At 68.7% G+C, this 21,813-nt stretch carries 16 protein-coding genes; 11 read left to right on the forward strand and 5 right to left on the reverse strand.

The window, feature by feature from the left end; all coding sequences use genetic code 11:
• The first annotated feature begins 15 nt into the window (after nt 1-15).
• The 9 genes from BKH20_RS00520 to BKH20_RS00560 all read left to right on the forward strand — a co-directional run bounded on the left by BKH20_RS00520 (nt 16) and on the right by BKH20_RS00560 (nt 15,546).
• Nucleotides 16-1,140 (forward strand): ATP-binding protein, encoded by a 1,125-nt coding sequence (locus tag BKH20_RS00520; RefSeq protein WP_075389491.1) that lies wholly within the window; start codon nt 16-18, stop codon nt 1,138-1,140.
• Nucleotides 1,137-3,683 carry a DUF5682 family protein gene (locus tag BKH20_RS00525; RefSeq protein WP_075389492.1) on the forward strand — a complete coding sequence of 849 codons (2,547 nt, stop codon included), beginning with the start codon at nt 1,137-1,139 and terminating at the stop codon, nt 3,681-3,683. The genes BKH20_RS00520 and BKH20_RS00525 overlap by 4 nt, the downstream gene beginning before the upstream one ends.
• Nucleotides 3,680-4,855, forward strand: coding sequence for a VWA domain-containing protein (locus BKH20_RS00530; protein ID WP_075389521.1), 1,176 nt, complete (start codon nt 3,680-3,682; stop codon nt 4,853-4,855). The genes BKH20_RS00525 and BKH20_RS00530 overlap by 4 nt, the downstream gene beginning before the upstream one ends.
• Nucleotides 4,852-6,990: a hypothetical protein gene (locus tag BKH20_RS00535; protein WP_075389493.1), complete on the forward strand. Its 2,139-nt coding sequence runs from the start codon at nt 4,852-4,854 to the stop codon at nt 6,988-6,990. Before BKH20_RS00530 ends, BKH20_RS00535 begins: the two co-directional genes overlap by 4 nt.
• 724 nt (nt 6,991-7,714) lie before the next feature.
• Nucleotides 7,715-10,861, forward strand: a complete 3,147-nt coding sequence (locus BKH20_RS00540) for a DUF4132 domain-containing protein (RefSeq protein ID WP_178388526.1) — start codon at nt 7,715-7,717, stop codon at nt 10,859-10,861.
• 271 nt (nt 10,862-11,132) lie between these two features.
• Nucleotides 11,133-13,394 (forward strand): DUF4132 domain-containing protein, encoded by a 2,262-nt coding sequence (locus BKH20_RS00545; RefSeq protein WP_075389495.1) that lies wholly within the window; start codon nt 11,133-11,135, stop codon nt 13,392-13,394.
• Between the two features lie 198 nt (nt 13,395-13,592).
• The gene (locus BKH20_RS00550) at nt 13,593-13,988 is read left to right on the forward strand and encodes a GntR family transcriptional regulator (protein ID WP_075389496.1); all 396 of its coding nucleotides are present in this window, start codon (nt 13,593-13,595) and stop codon (nt 13,986-13,988) included.
• Nucleotides 13,985-14,731, forward strand: a complete 747-nt coding sequence (locus BKH20_RS00555) for an ABC transporter ATP-binding protein (protein ID WP_075389497.1) — start codon at nt 13,985-13,987, stop codon at nt 14,729-14,731. The genes BKH20_RS00550 and BKH20_RS00555 overlap by 4 nt, the downstream gene beginning before the upstream one ends.
• Nucleotides 14,731-15,546 carry a hypothetical protein gene (locus BKH20_RS00560; protein WP_075389498.1) on the forward strand — a complete coding sequence of 272 codons (816 nt, stop codon included), beginning with the start codon at nt 14,731-14,733 and terminating at the stop codon, nt 15,544-15,546. The genes BKH20_RS00555 and BKH20_RS00560 overlap by 1 nt, the downstream gene beginning before the upstream one ends.
• 100 nt (nt 15,547-15,646) lie before the next feature.
• Here the strand turns inward: BKH20_RS00560 and mnmA are convergent, their stop codons facing one another.
• Nucleotides 15,647-16,834, reverse strand: coding sequence for a tRNA 2-thiouridine(34) synthase MnmA (gene mnmA / locus BKH20_RS00565; RefSeq protein WP_075389499.1), 1,188 nt, complete (start codon nt 16,832-16,834; stop codon nt 15,647-15,649).
• Between the two features lie 135 nt (nt 16,835-16,969).
• On the opposite strand from mnmA, the gene BKH20_RS00570 reads away from it, so the two are divergent.
• Complete coding sequence (locus tag BKH20_RS00570; protein ID WP_075389500.1) at nt 16,970-17,710, forward strand: Fic family protein; 741 nt, start codon at nt 16,970-16,972, stop codon at nt 17,708-17,710.
• A 186-nt stretch (nt 17,711-17,896) separates the two neighbouring features.
• A complete protein-coding gene (locus BKH20_RS00575) occupies nt 17,897-18,193 on the forward strand; it encodes a hypothetical protein (protein WP_075389501.1) in 297 nt (98 codons plus the stop codon).
• A gap of 195 nt (nt 18,194-18,388) precedes the next feature.
• On the opposite strand, the gene BKH20_RS14190 is transcribed toward BKH20_RS00575, so the two are convergent.
• The 4 genes from BKH20_RS14190 to BKH20_RS00595 all read right to left on the reverse strand — a co-directional run bounded on the left by BKH20_RS14190 (nt 18,389) and on the right by BKH20_RS00595 (nt 21,774).
• A complete protein-coding gene (locus BKH20_RS14190; protein ID WP_256692945.1) occupies nt 18,389-18,553 on the reverse strand; it encodes a DUF5655 domain-containing protein in 165 nt (54 codons plus the stop codon).
• Between the two features lie 8 nt (nt 18,554-18,561).
• Nucleotides 18,562-19,596 carry a DUF418 domain-containing protein gene (locus BKH20_RS00585; RefSeq protein WP_075389503.1) on the reverse strand — a complete coding sequence of 345 codons (1,035 nt, stop codon included), beginning with the start codon at nt 19,594-19,596 and terminating at the stop codon, nt 18,562-18,564.
• Nucleotides 19,597-19,711: 115 nt separating this feature from the next.
• Nucleotides 19,712-20,395 (reverse strand): response regulator transcription factor, encoded by a 684-nt coding sequence (locus tag BKH20_RS00590; protein ID WP_075389504.1) that lies wholly within the window; start codon nt 20,393-20,395, stop codon nt 19,712-19,714.
• Nucleotides 20,392-21,774, reverse strand: a complete 1,383-nt coding sequence (locus BKH20_RS00595) for a sensor histidine kinase (protein WP_075389505.1) — start codon at nt 21,772-21,774, stop codon at nt 20,392-20,394. Before BKH20_RS00595 ends, BKH20_RS00590 begins: the two co-directional genes overlap by 4 nt.
• Nucleotides 21,775-21,813 lie beyond the last annotated feature (39 nt).

Consider the following 21,813-nt stretch of genomic DNA (forward strand, 5'->3'; position numbering starts at 1 on the left):
TGTGGAGGCAGGAAGATGACCGCAGGATCGAGCGGACGGCCTGCGCCTGAGACGAAGCAGGTGCTGCGTCCTGCCGCTGAGGAGAGGTGGGCCGATGAACTGGCCGCCCTGGCGGCCGCTGACGCCCAGCGCGGCGCGGAGATCCCCCGGGGGTGGCGCCTGTCGCCGCACTCCGTGCGCGCCTTCATCGTCGGGGACGAGGATCTCGGCGTCACCCGGAAGTTCTACGGGGACGACCCACTCGTCGACCGGGCGATCGTGACGCTGCTCGGACGCCAGGGCCTCATGCTCGTCGGCGAGCCGGGAACCGCGAAGTCCATGCTCTCCGAGCTGCTCGCCGCAGCGGTCTGCGGCGCCTCGACCCTGACCATTCAGGGCTCTGCCGGCACCACTGAGGACCACGTCCGCTACTCGTGGAACTACGCGCTCCTCATCGCCGAGGGCCCCACGCGCAGGGCTCTGGTGCCCTCGCCGGTCTACCAGGCCATGGAGCAGGGCAGCATCGTGCGCTTCGAGGAGATCACTCGCTGCCCGCCCGAGATCCAGGACACGCTCGTCTCCGTGCTCTCCGAGAAGCAGCTCATGGTCCCGGAGCTGGGAGACGGCTTCCGCGTCAGCGCGGCTCAAGGATTCAACGTCATCGCCACCGCGAACCTGCGTGACCGCGGCGTCCACGAGATGTCCTCCGCGCTCAAGCGGCGCTTCAACTTCGAGACGGTGCGACCCATCGCCGACCGCGCCTTCGAGGCCGAGCTCATTGAGCGTGCCCTGGACGCCGAGCTCGGCGAGCAGCGGGTGCCCATGAGCCCCCAGGTACTCGACGTCCTGGTCACCGCCTTCGCCGACCTGCGCACCGGGACCACGCAGGCCGGTACCCCGGTCAAGCGCCCCGAGACCGTCATGTCCACCGCGGAGGCCGTCAACGTCGGTGTGGCCGCGTCGTTGAGCGCCCGCTACCTCGGCGACGGCACGGTCAGGGCCTCCGACATCGCCCGCCAGATGGTGGGAGTAGCGCTCAAGGGCGAGGACGAGGATGCCACGCGCATCCGTTTCTACCTCGACTCGGTGGTGCGTGAACGGGCCGAGAGCAGCGCCGAGTGGAGAGACTTCCTGGTCGCCTCCCAAGGACTGTGGGAGTGAGCGCTCCGACGACGCAGGTTCCCGCCCGGCTCCAGCGCGCCTTGGACGCCCAGCGGCGCTGGGGTGAGGCGGGTGTTCACCTCGTCCCCGTCCGCCACCACTCGCCGGCCTGCGCCCTGGCCCTGTCGGCGCTTCTGGAGGAGGTGCATCCCGCCGCGGTCCTCATCGAGGGGCCGGTGGAGTACGCCGCACTTCTGCCCTCCCTCCAGGACCCGCGGACCGTTCCGCCGGTGGCACTGCTCTCCCTGGGGGAGCGCACCGCCTCCTACTACCCGCTGGCAGAGTTCTCCCCGGAGTGGGTGGCTCTGCGGTGGGCGGGGGAGCACGGGGCCGAGGCCGCCTTCATCGACCGCAGCGCCTGCCTTCGAGAGGATGACGATTCTCGCGGCGATTCTCGCGGTGATGCTCGAGGCGGGGTCGCCCGCACGCTCCAGGCCGAGCGGTACCTAGCGCGCTCGCGCAGCCTGGACGCCCTCGCCCGGCGTCTGGGCTGCCGGGACCACGACGAGGTCTGGGAGCACCTCTTCGAGGACCGGGCCACCGCCGATATCCGATCCTGGCGGGGCTTCTTCTCCGATACCCTGGCGTGGGCGGGGCTGGCCCGGCTCGACGTTGAGCGCGAGGTCCTCGATACCGACGGCACCCACGCCCGCGAGGCCGTCATGGCAGCCGCCCTGAGACGACATCTGCCAGAATCATCCGCATCGACTGGTGTCGGCGAGACGAACGCCGCTGCTCCGGCCGCCCCGGTCGTGGTCGTCACCGGGGGCTTTCACACCATGGCACTGCTCGACTACCTCGACGCGACCGAGCACGCCGCATGGCTGCCCGAGCCGCAGCCCCAACCCGGCGGGCCGGCATGGCTCATCCGCTACGACTACGCACGCCTCGACGCCCTGCGCGGATACGGCGCCGGCATGCCCTCACCGGGCCTGTGGCAGCGAGCCTGGCGGGCCCGCACCGGGGCCGGTCCTCTTGCGGGCAGTGGCACAGGCTCCCGACGACCCACGCGGCGCACTGCCCAGACGACCCAAGAGCCGGCTGAGGCTGCCCGAGCCTTCGCCACCACCGTGGTCATCGACGTCGCCACCGCCCTGCGCGGGCTCGGCGAACCACTGGGGACCGCCCAGGTGCTGGCCACCGTGGAGCAGGCCATGCGACTGGCCGCACTGCGCGGCCGGGCATGGCCCGGACGGTGCGACATCCTTGACGCCCTCACCAGCTGCCTGGCCAAGGACGAAACCGGGCTGTCGGGCAATCTGGGAGCCGCCGTCGCCTCCGTCCTGGCCGCCTCCGACGTGGGAGAGGTGCCCGAGGGCATCGCCACCCCGCCACTGGTCCGCCAGGTGCGCGACCGCCTGCGCGCCGCGCGCTTCATCATCGACGACGCCGTCGAGCACCACGTCAGCCTCGACACCAGCCGCCGACCTCGCCACCGCGAGCGCCGTGAGCTGCTCGCCCGTCTGCGTTTCGTCGGCTCCGGCTTCGCCCACCAGATCTCAGGGGCCGACCTCGTCTCCGGCACCGGCATGGGACAGTTCCTCGAGGAGTGGGTCTACAGCTGGACCCCCATGGTGGAGGCCGCACTCGTGCGCATGGCCCAAGAAGCACCCGATCTCGATGTCCTGGTGCGAACCCGACTGGCCCAGCGGCTCACCGGTGAGCTCAGCGTTGAGACCCTGGTGGCGCTGGTCAGTGAGCTGGCGGTCATGGGACTCGGCGCCGAGGCCGGCGATGTCTGCGACCGCCTCGAGAACAGCCTCGGCCGGCTCAGCGACCTGGGGGAGCTCGTTGAGGCCCTACACCGGCTGGCGAGTCTCATCGAGTCCACGTCCCGTCTGCGCCTGGACCAGGCCGCTTCCCGGATCCGGTCCATTCTGCACCGGGGCGACGCCATGATCGCCCGGTGCGTCTCCGGCCTGGTCGGGCTGGAGGACCAGGAGGCGGCCAGGGCCGTTGAGGCCCTCATCTCGGTGCGGGACCTCATCATCAGGTCGGCCAGCGACGACGAGTGCGAGCGTGAGGCCGCCCAGGGCGCCGGCTTCGGGGCGGTACTGCGTGAGATCGAGGTTCTGCGTCGAAACCGCGACGCGGCCGCGTCCCTTGTCGGCTGTGCCACCGGCATCGCGGCCTCGGTGCGGGTACTCAGTGAGGAGGAGGCGGTGCGCGCCGTCGTTACTCATCTCGCCGTGGGTGCGGATCCGGCGCGGGCCGCAGACTTCATCGTGGGCCTGGTGCGAACCGCCCCGGACGTGCTTCTGCGCTCTCCCGACGCCGTCGAGGCCGTCACTGGGGCTCTGACCCGCCTTGATGATCGGGCCTTCGTCGCCGCGCTGCCCGACCTGCGCCGGGCCTTCACCACACTGAGGCCCATGGAGACCCATCGCCTGGCAGGGATGGTGGCGCAGCTCGTCGGGACCGCCGCCTCCGATCTCGACACCGTCTGGATGGTGGATCCGGCCCACGCCGCGCTCGGGGCTCAGCTCGAGCGGGAGTTGGTCGCCTCCCTGGTACGCGACGGACTGGGGGAGTGGTCGGGATGACGAATGGCACGCCGTTGAACGCCCCCGCCTCCGGGGAGGAACCGGATGGCGACCTGGCGGCACGTCGCTGGCGCATGGTGCTGGGCCGATACGCCGAGCCGAATCTGCCGCGCAGGCACCAGGACGCAGACCTCGATGACGCCCTGGGCTACGTCTACGACCGCGAGTACACGGGCCGTGGGCACCGGCTGGGCGCAGGAGGCGGTGACGGGACGGGAGCCACTCTGGGGCCGTCGGTGATACGGGCGGTCGACTGGCTCGATGGCGCCCGCCGGCTCTTCCCGGCCTCCACCCTGCAACGCCTCGAGAGCGACGCGCTGACCCGGTACGGGCTCGCCGAGCTGCTGGCCGACCCGGATGCCATCGAGGCCATCGACACCAGTCCCGAGCTCGGGGCCGCGCTGCTGCGGATCAAGGGGACGATCTCACCCCAGCTCACTGACGGGCTGCGTGCCCTCATCTCCCGGATCGTCGCCGACATCATGGAGCGCCTGCAGTACCCGGTGACGACGGCCCTGAGCGGAGTCCGTCGGCGCAGCAACAGTCCTCACGCCTTGGCGCGCAACTTCGACTGGCGTCGCACCATCACCGCGAACCTGGGCAACGTGGACCCGGACACCGGCCGCATGATCGTCGAGGACGTGCGCTTCATGTCCCGCCAGAGGAGACGCAACCTGACCTGGGACGTCATCATCCTCGTGGACCAGTCCGCCTCCATGGCCTCCTGCCTGCTCCACAGCGCCATCATGGCCTCGATCCTCGCGGGTCTTCCCGGCCTGTCCGTACGACTGGCCATTTTCGACACCACCGTCGTCGACCTCAGCCACGTGGTTCACGATCCCGTCGAGGTTCTCATGACCAGTCAGCTGGGAGGCGGAACGGACATAGCCAACGCCGTCGGCTACGCCGCGGGAACCGTGACCAGTCCCAGCCGGACGATCGTAACGGTCATCAGTGACTTCGAGGAGGGCGGACCGGTGTCCACCCTCGTCAAACGGGTGCGTGACCTGGTCGCCCAAGGCGTGACCGTGCTGGGGCTGGCCTCCTTCGACGAGAGGGGCCACGCCTGGTACGACCATGACGTGGCCGAGCGCCTGGCTGAGGTCGGTATGAGGATCGCCGCCATGACCCCGGACCGGTTCGCCGCCTGGCTGGCTGAGGTGACCGTATGAACGAGCGCACCGGCCAGTCTCAACGCTCCGCCGGCGCCTCTGACGCCCCGGCCCCGGAAGCCCGCGGTGGCCCCTGGGCCGCTGCTTTCTCGGTCTATGGCGCGCTTGACGATGTCGCCTTGATCGCCCTGGGCAACCGGGGTCTGCTGCGTCGCGGGCGCGCCGAGCTGGCCGCCGGCCGGGTCGAGCCCGTCAACGGGCCGGCTGACCCCGGGGCGGGGGAGCAGCCAGTGGCCGAGGAGGTGACCATCGGTGTCGGCCGGCCACCGGTTCCCGTCACCTTGACCGTCTCCGGCCCGCAGGACGCACGCTGCCCCTGCCCCGTGGCCGGCGTCTGCGTGCACATCCTCGCCGCCTGCCTGTGGATGCGCCAAGCCGTCAACCGGGACGGGGCCGACGAGAGCACCACCGCCGCCGACACGCCAACCGCCCCCGCATCCCCGGATGCCTGCGCGGCCTCCACACCCGCCCAAGCGACTCCGAGCGATCCGGTCCTGGAGGAGGTCCTGGCCTGGGATCCGGCCGCCGTCGAGAAGTCCCTGGGGGCTGAGGCCCGACGGCGCGCGCAGGCGTCCCTGGCCGGAATGGCACCGGATCGGCTCGCCGCCAGCACCGAGGTGACCAGTGCCCCTGGACGCCTGAGCATCACCTGGCCCGACGCCCCCGAGATCGTCGTGATCGCGGGACTGGGGCCACGAGGCATGATCGTCTCAGGACGCCACTCCTCGGCCGCCAACGCGGCCTGGTGCCTTCAGGCCGTCATCCGGCTCTTCGCCCGCGCAGACCGCCCCTGGCCGTGGCCGGACGAGAAGACCACCTTCGACGACCGGAAACGAGACGTCGTCTCAACAGTCTCAACCTCCATCGAGACACTCCTCTCCGCAGGGCTCTCACACGCCGGCCCCCGCAGCGCCACCGACCTGGAGCGTCTGGCCCAGGTCACCCGCTTGGAGGAGCTGCCCCGTCTGTCCCGACTGCTGACCTCCGCCGCCGGGAGGCTCCGAGCGCTCGCCGAGCGCGACGACGCCGTCGACGAGTCCGCCGTCCTCAGCGCCCTGGCCGCCGCCTGGTCCCTGACCCAGGCGCTCGCAGCCGTCACCGGCCCACCCGACCCCGCTCTCATCGGGCGAACCGACACGGAGACGGCTCGGACCGGGCTGCTGCTCCCGCTGAGCGCCACCTGGTGGACGGCCCCCTCGGGAAGCCGAGGACTGACCATGAGACTCTGGGACCTGGACAAGGGCCGGCCGGAGATGGTCACCACCGGGCGAGCCGCCGGGGCCGACGCCGCCTTCCACTACTCACAGGACGCGACCCTCTTGTGGGGCACATCGGTGAGGAACATCCTGTCCGGCCCCCTGCACCTGACAGGTGCCCAGCGCCGCCCCGACGGTTCCCTGGCCCCCTCCAACCGCACCTCCGTCACCCGCCGCAGCACCGAGCCCAGCTACGACGACATCGACCTGGGAGCCGTGGCCGATCATCTCCAACGGGCCGGCACCGGGCCGGGGGCCGCCCGCTTCGAGGCCCCCGTTCCCCGACTCCGCCTGATCCTGGTTGCCCAGGACGGCCTGGGACCGATCAGCATCGACGAGGTCCACCAGCACTACCTGCTGGTGGTGACGAGCACCGACGGGTGCAGGCACCTGCTGTGCATGGAGGTCGGCGGCTGGGAGATGCAGATGGTCTTCGATGTGCTTTCCCGCGATCTTCAGGTGCTGGCCATCACGGTGGAGGGCGACCGCCCATCCGGTGTCTTCGTGCGCGAGCACGACCGGATCAGCCTTCTGGCGGCCACCTTCCCTCCATCTCGCGGCTCCTCCGGGCGCGGTCGGCCGCGCCCGCGCCCGGAGGAGGCCCGCACACACGAGGCCGAGACGAACGGGGAGGATCGCACCCCTATACGAGTACTGGTCCAGGACGTGCGCGAGGCGCTCACCGCGCTCGCTGCCTCCGGGACGATGCGGCCCACCGGCATGGTGGCGCACGTCCTGCGCACGCGAGTCCGCCGGGCCGGTGACCTCCAGCTCACCACCCTGGCGGCCGCGCTGACCGAGGTGGGCGACCGGCCGAGTCCCGGCGCCGTGCTGCGAGCCTGCGCCGTCGTCGACCGGCTCGATGCCTTGACCCCCTGACCCCCTGATACTGCCGGAGCCACCGGCCGAGTGACACGCGGCCTGCACGGTCTATCCGAACTGCATTGCCCTCGCGGCATCGGGAACTGACGGCCGGAAATGGAGAAAGTGCTCGGAGCGCGATACTGCGCCTGTAGGATGCCTGACTACCGGCCGGTATATCGAGTCGAGTGAATGTGCTGTGTGGATGCTGATGGAGAGTGCTGTGAATCTGGAAGAAGTCGCTGAGACTCGTGAGGGCGCCGCGTTCGATGAGCTGGCCAGGGCGCTCCTGCCCCTGCGGGTGGTCAGCGAGGACCTCCATGAGAAGGCCGTCTCCTATGTGCTCTCAGGAGATCCTGAGGACGTCGTGGAGCACGTGTGGCAGGAGTCGGAGACGGACGCGTTGTTCGGTGGCGTCGGCGAGCTGAATCGAGGGCTTCATGTGAGTGACGACCTCGCAGATCGACTGTCTGCAGTAGGTGTCGCATGGCCCTCGGATATGAGAGAGCCCCTTGAAGATCGTCGCCGTGTCCTGTATGCGCTACGTGACAGTCTGTATCGTCATGATGCGTTCAGTGCTCAGCAGTGGTGGCGATATGGTCAGCTCCTTCGTGCGATCTGGGCAGCTGATACTCCGGGAAAAAAGGACTGGCGCCGAAAGCCTCTCACCCCTCTCTGGTTGCTTCTCTTGAATGAGGACGTCGTCAAAACCGTCTCCCCCTGGGAGGAGAAGGCGGTGAATATGGCGAAGGAGCGCCCGACGTGGGTGCCTGAACGCTTCGCCGAGGTCCTGGCTCTCGATGGAGTCAAAGCGGGCAAGCTCATCTCCCAGGTACTGACCTTGTGGCTGTCGAGACACTCGTACTCTTACGGCGAGGGCCGAGCTCCGTGCCACCTTCCGGGAATCGCGGAGTACCTGCAGTCGCAGGGGCCGCGGATTCCGGCCTCGTTCATCCGCAGTCTGGGCGACTACAACCGTCGTGATCTTGTGCTGCTCCTGGCCGATCTCGACATGGATCTTGAGCCAGTGGCCCACCTCCTGGTCCCGCTGACGCTGGAGGAGGAACGCGAGACGCGTCTCCAAGCCATCGACATGCTGAGCCGGGTTCCCGGTGCCCGACGCCGCGAGGCCCTCGCCGAGCTCCTGTCCGGGAAGGCGATCCGCAGCAAGGCGGGCAGCCAACGCTCCACGGATCTGCTCGAGTACCTGGCCGAGGGGCCGGATGCGGATCTCCTCGACGTCGCAGCCGAGAACAACCCCGTGCTCGCCGTTGCTGTCGAACAGCTGCGTGCCCGCGCGGCCTTCTCCCAGTACGCGGCCCAGGAGTCCGAACAGGCTCCCGTCGTCCTGCCGGAGGTGGAGCACATCGCTCTCGATCAGCCGGCCGATACGGCCCGGCAGCAGCTCTGGCGGATCCTCAACCGGCTCGTCGATGACGCCTGGGATCCTCACGGTGCGGAGTCTCGGGAGGAGGTCGCCGCGAGGTACCTGGCCACCGAGCAGGACGTGGAGGACTTCGTCGCAGTCGCTGAGGGGCGGTCAACCGGGGTTCCGGCCATTCTCAAGACGTACGGCTTCGGATGGGTGGGCTCCTTCGTGCCGGCCCTGTCAGTCGTCCACCGTCTGCGCCTGGCCGTCAACGACCCCTCCATCAGATGGAGAGACACACTGCTCGCGGCTGCCGATCCTCGAGCCATTGAAGCCGTGCTGAGGCACTTCAACCTCCCGATCGACGATGCGGTTCATCACGTGTTCTGGCGTAGGGGGGATCCCGAGGTGCTGTGGCCGTGGGTGTGGGAGCACCTCGATGTCCTGGCTGAAGGGCTCGACAGCTCGGAGAACGTTCCTCGCGCGCTGGACATCCTGGAGGTCTTCCCGAGACTGCCTTCTCAGATCCTTCCCAAGCTCGCGCGCCTGGCCGTCACGGCCTCCCCGCGGGTGCATCGACGGGTGCAGCGCCTGCTCAGCACCTCCCCGGCCGCACCCATCCTGGCCGAGCCCATGCTGAAAGACCCGTCAGCGGAGATTCGACGCTCTGCGGCCGAGTGGCTCGCCTCTCTGGCGCCCCAGCAGTCCGTTGATTCCCTTCGAGCAGCCTGCGCCACGGAGGAGGATGTTGCGGTTCGAGCCAGCATGCTCAAGGCCATGCGAGCCTGCGGTGAGGACGTCACCGAGCTGCTGTCTGCCGACCAGCTCCAGCAGGAGGCCGTGGAGGGGCTGGAGGCCAACCCGGCTGCCGGCCCGGACTGGCTCGACTGGGACGGCCTGCCCACTGTGCACTGGCGAGACGGCGGTCCAGTGAGCCCACAGGTGATCCGGTGGTGGGTGAGCCTGGCCGTGATCATGAAGGACCCCGACGGCCGGGGCCTCATCGGCCTCTACCTCTCTCTTCTTGATCCTCAGGACGCCCGTCGGCTGGCCCTCCACCTGGTGCGGGCCTGGATCGCCCACGATACGGCCCACCCGAGCCCGGAAGAGAGCCTCTCCTACGCCCAGAGCCTTGGGGCGAGGCGGCATCAGGCCATCCAGCAGCAGTGGAGATCGGCGGCCCAGAGCGATGACCCCGAGGAACGGGAGGCGGCCAGGCAGAAGCTGGCTCGACCTCTGGAGAGCTACGTCAAGGAGGTCTATGACGAGCATCAGGGGACGTACCTGGGCTCGGCGATGGCCGACAAGGGCCTCATGGCCTTCGCCGTTGAGGCCGATGGCGCCGAGCTCGCCACCCTGGCCCACAGCTACATGCGGAACCACCGCAACCGTCGACCCCAGTACGAGGTCCTCATCCGGGCTCTTCGAGCCAACGGCCAGGACCCCGCTCTCCAGGTGCTGATCGGCGTGGCGCAGCGTCACAAGATGGCGAGCCTGCAGAAGACCGCCCGCGAGCTGCTGGACGAGGTCGCCGTCGAGCGGGGCTGGAGCACCGAGCAGCTGGAGGACCGGACCATCCCCACCGCAGGTTTCGGCTCTGACGGCCTGCTGCACCTAAGCTACGGAGCCCGTTCCTTCACCGGCCGGCTGACCGCGGACTTCAAGATCGCACTGACCGGGCCGGATGGGAAGACTCGGGCCTCATTGCCGGCACCCCGGGCCGACGACGATGCGGACGCCGTCAAGGCCGCCAAGAAACAGCTCACCGCCTCCCGCAAGGAGGCCAAGAACGTGCTCTCCGTCCAAAGCGGCCGACTCTACGACGCCATGTGCGTGGAACGGGGGTGGAGCCCTATCGAATGGCGTGACCTCCTGTTCGCCCACCCGCTCATGAGGCATCTGGTCACCCGGCTCATCTGGCAGTTCGTCCCGGCTGACGGTGACGAGCCGCTCGTCTTCCGCCCCACACCGGAAGGGGACCTGCTGGCAGTCGACGACGCCGTCGTCGACCTCCCGGGGCAAGGGAAGATCACCGTGGCGCACGGGACCGTCATCGGGCCCGATGCCGTGGCGGCCTGGCGCGAGCACCTGACCGACTATGAGGTCGAGCCGCTGTTCGACCAGCTCTCCGCTCTCGCGCCCGCCATCACACCTGGCCAGCAGCGGCTCACCGATCTTCGTGGGCACATGACCGATGCATACTCCGTGCGCAATATCGCCTCCAAGCGAGGGTACCGCCACGGGGGAATGGAAGACGGGGGATGGTTCACCGAGTATCTCCGCACGATTCCCGCAGCGGGCCTCACCGTCGCACTGACCTTCACCGGCGCTTTCGTGTCGAGCGGCAACACCCCGTGTGCGACCGACAGCCTGGAGCTGCGTCGCGGAACCGGTCGTCGTCTGGTGGCGCTGGATGAGGTGCCCACGCCACTGTTGGCCGAGAGCTACGCGGACTACACGGCCCTGGCGGCGCTGGGAGCCTACGACCCGCACTGGGAGGACAGGACAAGACCGTTCTAGAGGATCTAGATGCGGTGGCGAGATCCCGCAGGTGGCCTTGCTCGTAGGCGGTTGGGTCGCGGACGAGGGACCTTTGGAGAAGAGAATTCGGGAGCAGAGGAGTTAAGGAGGCGGAGACATAACCGCAGCCTAGAAGGACAAAGTCCAGACGAGAGGCGGAATAGGTGACAAACCAACTGGTGGATAGTTCTCCTGCTGCGTGGACGCCTGTCCGGAGGAATGCGCCGTCATTTACGCATCCAGCGCCCCCTGGGACCGGCACAATGCAGGTATGCAGGTCACGACCAGATCACAGAACTCGCCTGACGACACGAGTCAGGAAGCCGTGAAGCAGGAGGAAGGGGGAAGCGGAGTGGAGCCGGGTGAGACTCCGCCGGTCGCGGTTCCACCGGTGATCCCCCTGCCTGAGGATCGCGCTGCGGCGCTCGACGAGCTGTGCCGCTCGCTGGACGGATCTGATGAGCGCGTCAGCAGAAGCATCACCCGTATCCGCCTGGAGAAAGGCCTTCCGTGGGACACCGACCCACGCGTCGTCGCCGACGCGCTGGTCCGAGCCGGGCACCTGCCCGAAGTAGTGCGCACGATCACCTGGGACTGGGCCCTGTGGACCTGTGGATCCGAGGACAGCTGGCCGTGGATGGCCCAGGATCTGGCAAGGGCCCGCGACCTGTTGAAGGATTCCACGTCGGCGACGCGAGTGCTGCGCGCGCTCGAGCACTTCCCGGCCGTTCCCCAGAGTATGGTGCCGGCGCTGGCGCAGGTTGCCGTGGGACGCTCAGAGGTCAACCGGGAGCTGGCCCAGAAGCTTCTCGCAGGCTTCCCCGAGGTTGGGGACCTGGCACTTGAAGCGGTGATGAGTCCGGTCGCGCACGTGCGCCGGGCGGGGGCGGCCTGGTTGGCCGGCCTGACGATTCCCGACGGCATTGCCCGGCTGCGTTCCGCCCGTGCCCAGGAGGAGGACCGTCTGGCTCGGGCCAACCTGCTGCGCACCTTGCAGATATACGGCGATGACGTCACCGACCTCGTCACCGCAGAGGCCCTGACGCCTCCCCGGCGGCGGCTGAAGCGCCCTCCGGCGGCCCTGGACTGGTTCCCCTTCGAGGCCCTGCCCGAGGTGAGGCTCGCCGACGGGACACCGCTGGACCCCGACATCGTGCGGAACTGGGTGCTCGAGGCCTACAGGCTCAAGACCCCCGACGGGGCCGGCACCATCGAGCTCTACCTGAGCCTGCTCGACGCGGAGGACGCCCGTGAGCTCAGTGCCTTCGTCGTCGAGTGCTGGGTCGCCCACAACCGCGAGGCTGCCAAGGGGGAGAGCCTGAGGAACAAGGGGCTGCTCGCCTTCGCCGTCGGAATGGAGGGTGAGCGTCTCGCCGCCGCCGCCAGGAGCGCCCTGAGCCGCCACGCCACATGGCGCGTCGAGTCCGAGACCGTCCTGACCGCCGTCTGCGCGAACCCGTCCGCCGAGGCCCTGCAGGTCATCGTCTCGGCTGCGGCCCAGCACCGCCTGCCGCGGGTGCGCGGCTTCGCCGACCTGCTCACTCGGGCAGTGGCCGCCGAGCGGGGTTGGAGCGAGGCCGAGCTCGGTGACCGCAGTATCCCCACGGCCGGTTTCGGGCCTGACGGGTTGCTGCACCTGTCCTACGGCGAGCGCGAGTTCCTGGGCCGCCTGACCCCGGAGCTGACCATCGCCCTGACGGACGCCGACGGACGCGCGCGCAAGAGCCTGCCCGCCGCCCGCAAGAGCGAGGACGGCGAGCTCGTGGCGCAGACCAGGCGCCGCCTGACCTTTGCGCGCAAGGAGGTCGCCGCCGTGCTCAAGGTCCAGCGGCGGCGTCTGTATGAGGCCATGTGCATAGGGCGGTCCTGGCCGGCTCCCTTGTGGCGGGAGCTGTTCTCCGACCACCCCCTGGCCCGGCACCTGGCGGCTCGTCTGGTCTGGATGGCCCGTGGCCAGGACGAGGGTGTGGGAACCCGTGAGCCGGAAACCGGCGGCCATGAGCCCCGGACCTGGACCTTCTGCCCCACTGAGGACGGCCAGCTTCTGGGAGCCGACGACGCCGTACTGGAGCTGTCCCCGGATGCCGTGGTCACACTGGCTCACGGGACGCTGCTGTCGGAGGCGGACGTGGCCGGCTGGCAGGAGCACCTGGCCGACTACGAGATCACCCCGCTCTTCGACCAGTTCTCGGCTCGGGCTCCGCAGGTGGGCCAGGGGCAGAGGGGCATCGACGACGGGGCCGGTAGGCGGGTCGTCGCCCGCGACCTGCGCAAACGGGCCAAGGCCCGCGGCTATGAGCCCGACTCCAACATCTACTGGTACACCACGTTCCTCAAGGACTTCCCGGTGGCCGGCCTGTGCAGCGTCATTGACTTCGGTGGGGTGGACGTGTGGACCGAGGACCAGGTGGTGACCACCGGTCCTCTGAGTCTGGTCGCCGGACAGCGGGCGATGCCCCTGGAGGATGCGCCGCCCGTCCTCCTGGCCGAATGCTATGCCGACTACCACGCCATTGTCGGCCCGCCGGACTGAAGGCCGGGAGGGAGAGGGTCGGGTGGTCCTGCCCGATGGGGAGCTGCGGCCTGGAGCCCATGTGTGGGGCTCCAGGCCGTTCGGCTTGACGGCACCCCCCGCCTGTGTCACTGTATTAGTGCAGTAATACAGGCGGTCCGACGAAGTCGTCTGTGCTGCGCTCATGAGCGCCACCCGTCCCCGAACATCAGGAGAGCCATGGATCTCGATGACTCCCGTCCGATCTGGGTCCAGCTGGCCAACGACTTCCGCCACCGGATCGTCTCCGGCCAGTGGCCCCCGGGCTCCAAAGTCCCCAGCGTGCGCGAGCTCGCCGCGAGCTCCGGCGTCAACCCCAATACCGTCCAGCGGGCACTGGGCGCGCTGGACGGCGAGGGACTGACCGCGGCTGAACGCACCGCCGGGCGCTTCGTCACCACCAGGGAAAGCGCCATCGACTCCGTGCGCCGAGGCCTGGCCTCCGGGGCCACGGACTCCTACATCGACACCCTCACCGCCATCGGCATGGACCTGGACCAGACCGCGGCGCTCCTGACCGAGCGCTGGTGGGCTCCTGACCGCCAGGGCCGCCAGACCACAGGAGATGCGTCATGAGCGCACACACCCCCAACAGACCCACAACCATTCCCGCCCTCGACGGCGCCGACCCGCTGGTCGTCGTCGAGAACCTCACCAAGACCTACCGGAACCAGCATGCGCTGGACGGGCTGAGCCTCGAGCTGCCGCCCGGGCGGATCATCGGCCTCATGGGCTCCAACGGCTCGGGCAAGACCACCCTGCTCAAGATCCTCGCCGGGGTCCTGGCCGACTACGACGGCAGAGTCCGGATCGCCGGGCACGATCCGGGACCCGAGTCCAAGGCACTCGTTTCCTTCCTGCCCGACGCGAGCTTCCTGGCCCCCGGTCTGACCGTCCCGGCGGCCATCTCCCAGTACCGGCGTCTGTTCGCCGACTTCGACGCCGACAAGGCCGCCGAGCTGGTGCGCTTCTTCAGCCTGCCCGCCGACCGCACCCTGAAGGAGATGAGCAAGGGCATGGGGGAGAAGCTGCGCGTCAGCCTGGCCATGTCGCGCCGGGCCCGCGTCTACCTCCTTGACGGGCCGATCTCCGGTGTCGACCCAGCCGCCCGCGACGTCATCCTCAGCGGCGTCCTGCGCGACTTCGATCCCGAGGCGCTCATGCTCATCTCCACCCACCTCATTGCCGACGTCGAGCCCATCGTCGACTCCGTCGTCTTCCTCAAGGACGGCCACCTGCTGCTGGCGGGCGACGCCGACGACCTGCGCCAGGACTGCGGTATGAGCCTGGACGCCTTGTTCAGGAAGGAGTACCGCTGATGTTCACCGTGCTACTCATGGAGGAGGCTCGCACCCAGGCTCGGCGCAATGCCGGAGTCGTGGTGATCATCGGTGCGGTCGCGGTCGGCGCCATACTCATGAGCCTGCTCAGGCTTCCCGTGCTCTCCTCAATACTGCTGGTGTGCTCCTTCGTGGCGCTCGTGGCCATGCCCGCCGTCGTGAGTGTCCAGGTCGGTATCGAGTACTGGGCCTCCATGTACGGTGCTCGCGGCTACCTCACCATGAGCCTGCCGGTGAGGGGACGCGTCATATTCGCCGCCAAGACGCTGTACGCCGTCATTGCGGTGCTGGCGTCGGCCGCGGTGGCGACGCTCCTGATGATCGGCTGGTTCGCTGCCTACGCGCACCTGCTCGGTATGACGCTGGGAGACTTTATCGAACCGGTGCGTCAGATGATCAACATAGTGGGAACCGGCATGCTCGTCTTCTACGGGCTGACCATGGTCGAGGGTGTCGTCATGACGATCATCGAGGTCGCCGCGGTGATGAGTATCGGGGCGCAGGGGCGCTGGAACCGGCTCGGTTTCGGGGCGCCCGCGGTCGGCCTGGTCATCCTGTACACGGTCAACCAGCTCATGGCCCTGGTCGCCACGATGCTGCTGCCGTTGTCGCTCGATGTGACCAGCGGGCGGATCGTCACACGCATGATGCTCCCGCAGTTCATTGAGGCCGTCCGCGCGGACCAGGAGCCGCAACTGGTGGGAATCGGCTCCGTCGTCATGGCGCCGATCCTGGCTGCGATCCTGGTCTGGTGGGCGGTACGAGCCATTGAACGGCACACCTGCCTGCGCTGAACGTCCCTGACTGAGGCCGGCGCCAGGACGCCCGGGGCACGGCGAGCCTGCCGTGGCCCGGGCCTTGCCGCGTCGACGACGGCGAGGTCGGACGAGGACGTCAGGCGACGGCGTGGCTGGAGGACTGCGCGGAGGCGACGGTCGCCTGGGCCAGGACCTGGTCGCCGTCGTCGCCGCCGTAGACGACCAGGCTCTGACCTGCGGCCACGCCACGCAGGGGCGTGGCCAGCTCGGCGTGCAGGAGCCCGCGCGCCGCATCGACGCGGACCCTTGCCGGGACCGGCCGGCCGTGGGCGCGCACCTGAACGCCAGCCTCCTGCCAGCCGACGGCGGGGGAGCCGTCAGGATCGGTGCTGCCGGCTGCCGGGCAGGTGGCGAGCGGTTCGGGGTCGGCGAGCAGAACGAGCCCGTCGCCGTCGACCGCGGTGCGGCTGAGCAGCTCCTCGGGGCCGACGACGACCTCGTTGGTGGCCGGGCGCGTCTCGATGACGTAGCGGGGGCGGCCGTCCTCAGCCGGGCGGGACAGGCCCAGGCCCTTGCGCTGGCCGACGGTGAAGCCGAAGTAGCCCTGGTGGGTGCCCAGGACCTCTCCGTCGGGGGAGACCATGGCGCCCTGGCTGGCGCCGAGTGAGCGGGTCAGAAAACCGCGCGTGTCGCCGTCGGCCACGAAGCAGATGTCGTAGGAGTCCGGCTTGGAGGCCACCGGCAGGCCGCGGGCCTCGGCCTCGGCACGCACCTGCGCCTTGGAGGGTGCGTCACCCAGGGGGAAGAGGGCCCGGGCCAGGCCCTCGCGGCCGGAGACGGCCAGAACATAGGACTGGTCCTTGGCGGCGTCGACGGCGCGGCGCAGCGTGAGGCCCGCGGTGTCACCGGGGCGGCCGGAGGAGGCGCCGCCGCTCAGGCGCGCGTAGTGGCCGGTGGCGACGGCGTCGAAGCCCAGGGCCAGGGCCCGCTCGAGGAGGGCGTCGAACTTGACGCGCTCGTTGCAGCGCACACAGGGGTTGGGGGTGCGCCCGGCGCGGTACTCGTCGAGGAAGTCGGCCACGACGCGCTCCTCGAACTCCTCCGACAGATCCCACACGTAGAAGGGGATCCCCAGGATCTGGGCGGCCCAGCGGGCGTCGGCGGAGTCCTCGATGGAGCAGCAGCCGCGCGAGCCTGTACGGGTCTGGGCCCGGTTGCGGGTCAGGGCCATGTGGACGCCCACGACCTCATGACCGGCGTCGACGGCGCGCGCCGCGGCCACGGCGGAGTCGACTCCACCGGACAGGGCGGCCAGGACGCGCACGGGGTCTCCTTCGGACAGACGGGTAGATGTTGCTACGGTCGTGGCAGGCTACCGCAGGTCGGTGGCGGCCAGGCAACCGGGAGAGCCCGGGGCCTGGTGGTGGCCGGCATAGGATGACGGTGAGGAAGGAGCCCGATGACTGACGAGTACGCCATTGACGCCCCCAGCTTCGCCCGGACCCTGCGCGATCAGCGCCGTACGCGGATGAAGGGCGGCCTGTACCACCTCAACCAGGTGCTCATGGCGTACAACTCCAACCGTATCGAGGGCAGCCGGCTCGATGAGGAGCAGACCCGGTTCATTTACGAGACCCGCACCATTACGGGGGAGAACGTCGCCGTTGACGACGTCGTGGAGACGGTCAACTCCTTCGAGCTGTTCGATGAGATGATCGACCGCCTCGGTGAGCCGATCACTGCCGAGACGATGAAGAACTACCACCGAGTCCTCAAACGGGGGACCGCCGATGCGCGGCGGCCTTCGTTCGCCGTCGGGGACTACAAGCGCGTTCCCAATGTGGTGGGCGGGCGCGAGACCGTGGCGCCCGAGCACGTCGCGCTCGCCATCGACGATCTCATCGCACGAACCCCGGCGAGCATGACCTTCGACGACATCGCCGACTTCCACTACCGCTTCGAGAGCATCCACCCGTTCCAGGACGGCAACGGTCGGGTGGGGCGGATCCTCATGTTTCAGCAGTGCCTGGCCAACGGCATCATGCCGTTCATCGTGCTCGACTCGACCAAGGCCTTCTACTACCGCGGCTTGAGCGAGTACGAGCAGGAGCCGGGGTTCCTACGAGAGACCTTCAGGTCCCTCCAGGACGACTACTACGCGCGCTTCGCCCGGTTCGTTGAGATGACGCCAGGGGAGTGAGGGTTGAATGAGATGTCACTGCTTTCGCATCTCTCGAACACGGTACAGATAAGCCTCAGTGGTCCCGTAGACGATGTTCCTGAATGTGTCGAGAAGGTCCTTCTCGATTCCATCATGTTGACGTGATGAAGTGATGGTCATCCGTGCCCGCATGAGCAAGCCTATTCATTCTCGAAAGGAGTCGTGATGCTGACTGTGTGGTTTCCTCTCTCGATCACCTTCTTCATGCTGGCTGTACTGACTGCAGTAGCAGGTGCTCGAGGCCAGTCGATGACGAAGCCCGAACGGGAGCGACTGTTCTTCCGGCAGACCTACGGCTTGTCGGTCGATCGCATGCTCTCGGAGAGTCCGCTGGATCGTGACGAGGTACGGCGCCTGCGCGACTCCGGGAGAAGAGACGGGCGTGTGCGAGCCATCAGGTACGTACGAAAATGGGATCCCGTCCCTTTGGAGATCGCCGCTCAGTTCGTCGACCGCGTGTGAGAGGGGCTGCGCTGGATCGGGAACTGCGTTCTCCGTTCAGGACGTACTTTTCCCCCAAACGGCTGCTGGCGGGTACCAGTCGTTTGGGGGATAACGCAGTCCTCGATCAACAAGTACGTCCTCGATGGCCGAGGACTCGGGCTCCAGAGCGGATGGTCGGCTGTCCGGCGCTGTTGCGTGGCCGTTGAGGGGCGCTCACCGGGAGGCGAACTCGTAACCGGCGCGAATGAGGTCCCTGAGCCAGTCGCTCTGCGCGGTCTTCATTGTCTCGACGACGACGTGATGGTTCCACCTGTTCGCACTGACCCGGTCGACGCGGTGGACGTGCGGGTCCTCCACGGGGCGATCGAGCTCACGCATTCGGAGGGTTACGCTATCCCGTCCGTCGTCGTCGGCACGTAGCTGACCGGATCGAGTCGTTTCGACTGCGGGCGCTGCAGCGGAATCCATCGCCACCAGGTGATGCAGCGCCACACCCACTCCAGGGGGCCGTAGGCGAACCGGGAGAGCCAAAGACGGCAGAACACCCATTGGAGGGGCAGAACCGCGGCAGCGACGATGAGACCGGGAATCACGTCCTGGGTGGAGCGCGAATCGAGCAGCACTCCCGCCGGCACCATGACGAAGGAAGCGGTGACGTAGCAGGTCAGCGCCATGCGGCCCAGGGGTTCGAATACCGCGCTCAGGGCCCGCCGCACCGGGGTGCGCCAGAGCAGCGCCAGAAGGCAGACATAGAGACAGGCCATGAGTCCTCCGGCGACTCCGCCCGCCGTGAAGAACCTGGGATCACCGCCCTCGGCGGCCTGCCAGGGGATCGCGGCCGCGCTGGCAGCTGCGAATACGAGCGTCGCCGCCCCGATCCGACGGTCGGCGTGCTCGAGGCGTGCCGGAAGGCCGTAGGCCTGGGCCGCCGATCCCAGAAGGAACAGTCCGGGCAGCGATAGTGCCCCTCCTCCCGTGAATGCGTAGGCGCCGACCGTCGCCAGCAGACCGAGTACCAGACGCACGGAGCGCGGGACCTTGAGGACGAATGGCAGGAGAATGGCTCCCACAACCGCGTAGTCGCGCAGGATCTCACCGGGATAGAGGATCGAGTGGAGTAGCCCAATCACCAGGAGCGCGGCAAGGCGGCGCAGCAGGATCTTCCAGGCAGGGGCGCCCCGGCGGATCGCGGAATCGATGACGAACCCCATGCTCATTCCGAACATGAAGGAGAAGATCGGTACGAAGCGGGTCGCCACCAGGAAGTTCAGGACGTTCTCCGCCAACGGGATGGTTTGGAAGGGCCGGACCGGGACGTCATCTCCCAGGCACATGAGATCGGCGGCGTTGACGAGGAGAATGCCTGCGATGGCGAAGCCGCGCAAGGAGTCGAGGAAATGGAACCGGTTGCTGGTACTCATGGAGCCGACCGTAGAGCCCGACGACGGTCATTGTGACCGATGGGGGCCAGCTTCCACCCGGGGTTGCAAGGTGTCGGGGCGATTTCCAACTCGGGGACGCGCAACCGGTGCCGGGTTACCCACCCACGCGCACGAGTCCGCTCTCGTAGGCCAGCACAATGAGCTGGGCCCGGTCACGCAGCTCCAGCTTGTGCAGGATCCGGTTGAGGTGGGACTTGATCGTCGACTCGGCCAGGACGAGGTGCTGGGCGATCTCGGCGTTGCTCATGGCGCGTCCGACCAGCGTGACGATCTCCTTCTCCCGGTCGGATAGAGCATCGATGGACTCTGTATGTACGGCGCCGGGCTCCGAGGGGCCGGCTGGGCCGGTGGGGGCGAACCACCGCTTCAGCAGCCGGCGCGTGGCCGACGGCGCCACCACCGAGTCTCCTCGGGCCACGGCGCGGATACCGGCCAGGAGCTCGGGCGCCGTCGAGTCCTTGAGCAGGAAGCCCGAGGCCCCGGCCCGCATCGCCGCCACGAGGTAGTCGTCCAGGTCGAAGGTGGTCAGGATGAGCACCTTGAGGTCGGGGTGGCTGCCCAGAACCGCGTGGGTGGCGGAGATGCCGTCCAAGGTGGGCATCCTGATATCCATGAGGACGATGTCGGGCTGAGTGGCCTTGACCATGGGAAGAACACCGACGCCGTCGGAGGCCTGGCCGACCACGCACATGTCCTTCTGCGCATCGAGGATCATGCGGAAGCCGGAACGGACCAGGTCCTGATCGTCCACCAGCGCAATGCGCAGGGTTCGGGTCATATCGGTTCTCCTCCCGGGTTCACGACCGTCGACTGAGGGGCCTCGGAGGGAATGCGGGCGCGCACGATGAATCCTCCCCCGGGGCCCGGGCCCGCCTCCAGGGAGCCGCCGACCGCCGCCAGGCGTTGGCGCAGGTTCACCAGCCCCTGGCCCCCGCCGGTGTCCGCGGGCGTCTGCTCGGACGACGGGAGGCGGCCGCCGGCCCTCGGGGCAAGCGCCCCAGTGCCGGGGGCGCTGGGCTGATCGGCGACGGTCAGAACGACCTCCTTGTGAGCCTCGTCGTCACGGTACTCCAGCCTCACCTCGACCGCGGCCGCCTCAGCGTGCTTGAGCACGTTGGTCAAAGACTCCTGCGTCGTTCGGTACAGGGCGAGCTCCGCCTGCGCGCTGAGCGGACTGCGGCCTCCCGTCTGCTCGCCCTCACTGATCAGCCGGTCGTCCACTGACAGGGTGACCGGCAGCCCGGTCGCACGGACGTCGTCGACGATCCTGGGCAGATCGGCGATCCTCGGGACCGGACGCAGCGGCGTCTCGGTGACAGGGGAGGCGGGCCGGGCATCGTCGGGCTCAGCGGGCTCTGCGGCGCCCCGGCGCTCTTCCGATTGCGGGGGAGAGGCCAGAGTGCGGGTCAGACTGCGGGTGTCGGCCAGGGCCGAGTGCGCGGTCGCCCGGATCTGCCCGAGCGCCTGAGCCGCCTGCTCCAGTCGCTCGTCGGCGGGGAGGTCGATGTCCTCGGAGCCAGCCGCCAGGTAGTGGCCCGCCTCAGCCTGCACGGCGATCAGCGCCAGGGCGTGTCCGACGACGTCGTGAACCTCCCTGGCGATCTCGTTGCGCAGCGCTGCGTCGTGCGCAGCCCGGCGCTGCTCCTCCGCCGTCAGGCGGCTGGCCCGAAGCTGGCGGCGCTGCGTCACGAATCTTCCCAGGCCCCAGGCGATGGCGGCGCTGCACAGCGCTGCGAAGGTGGCCTGTGCCATGTCCTGGGCCCAGAGGGAGAGCGGGACGATTCCCAGCTCATCCCGGTTCCAGTCCCACGCCCCCAGCGTCGAGCCGACGACAACGGCTATGGCCCACACCGGCGTGAACTCCCGTTCGCCCCACCGGCCTGCCGCGTACAGGGACACGACGATCGTCAGATCCGCGGGCAGCGGAGCGTCGGTGACGCCGAGCTGGAGTGCGCACAGCACAAGATGGACGCCGAGGACGGCGTCGGGCTTCTCTCGACGCCACCACAGCACGATGACTGCCAGCGCGGCGCCAGCCGTAATGCTCCAGGAGCCGTCGGAGACCTGCCATGTGCCCACGATCGCGAAGAGCGTGAGAACGCCGGCGCCCACGGCTTGCACGCAGCGGGTCACGATGCGTCTGTCCTGCTTGGGCATGCCCTCACTATGGCAGAGAGCTTCGGGCTATAACAGCGT

It is taken from the genome of Actinomyces oris, from assembly GCF_001937445.1.
GTDB lineage: Bacteria > Actinomycetota > Actinomycetes > Actinomycetales > Actinomycetaceae > Actinomyces > Actinomyces acetigenes.

Bases quoted from the DNA above. Each gene is read 5' to 3' on its own strand.
- BKH20_RS00520 (WP_075389491.1), top strand. From the start codon at position 16: ATGACCGCAGGATCGAGCGGACGGCCTGCGCCTGAGACGAAGCAGGTG.
- BKH20_RS00530 (WP_075389521.1), top strand. From the start codon at position 3,680: ATGACGAATGGCACGCCGTTGAACGCCCCCGCCTCCGGGGAGGAACCG.
- BKH20_RS00535 (WP_075389493.1), top strand. From the start codon at position 4,852: ATGAACGAGCGCACCGGCCAGTCTCAACGCTCCGCCGGCGCCTCTGAC.
- BKH20_RS00540 (WP_178388526.1), top strand. From the start codon at position 7,715: ATGGCGAAGGAGCGCCCGACGTGGGTGCCTGAACGCTTCGCCGAGGTC.
- BKH20_RS00545 (WP_075389495.1), top strand. From the start codon at position 11,133: ATGCAGGTCACGACCAGATCACAGAACTCGCCTGACGACACGAGTCAG.
- BKH20_RS00550 (WP_075389496.1), top strand. From the start codon at position 13,593: ATGGATCTCGATGACTCCCGTCCGATCTGGGTCCAGCTGGCCAACGAC.
- BKH20_RS00555 (WP_075389497.1), top strand. From the start codon at position 13,985: ATGAGCGCACACACCCCCAACAGACCCACAACCATTCCCGCCCTCGAC.
- BKH20_RS00560 (WP_075389498.1), top strand. From the start codon at position 14,731: ATGTTCACCGTGCTACTCATGGAGGAGGCTCGCACCCAGGCTCGGCGC.
- BKH20_RS00570 (WP_075389500.1), top strand. From the start codon at position 16,970: ATGACTGACGAGTACGCCATTGACGCCCCCAGCTTCGCCCGGACCCTG.
- BKH20_RS00575 (WP_075389501.1), top strand. From the start codon at position 17,897: ATGCTGACTGTGTGGTTTCCTCTCTCGATCACCTTCTTCATGCTGGCT.
- BKH20_RS14190 (WP_256692945.1), bottom strand. From the start codon at position 18,553: ATGCGTGAGCTCGATCGCCCCGTGGAGGACCCGCACGTCCACCGCGTC.
- BKH20_RS00585 (WP_075389503.1), bottom strand. From the start codon at position 19,596: ATGAGTACCAGCAACCGGTTCCATTTCCTCGACTCCTTGCGCGGCTTC.
- BKH20_RS00590 (WP_075389504.1), bottom strand. From the start codon at position 20,395: ATGACCCGAACCCTGCGCATTGCGCTGGTGGACGATCAGGACCTGGTC.
- BKH20_RS00595 (WP_075389505.1), bottom strand. From the start codon at position 21,774: ATGCCCAAGCAGGACAGACGCATCGTGACCCGCTGCGTGCAAGCCGTG.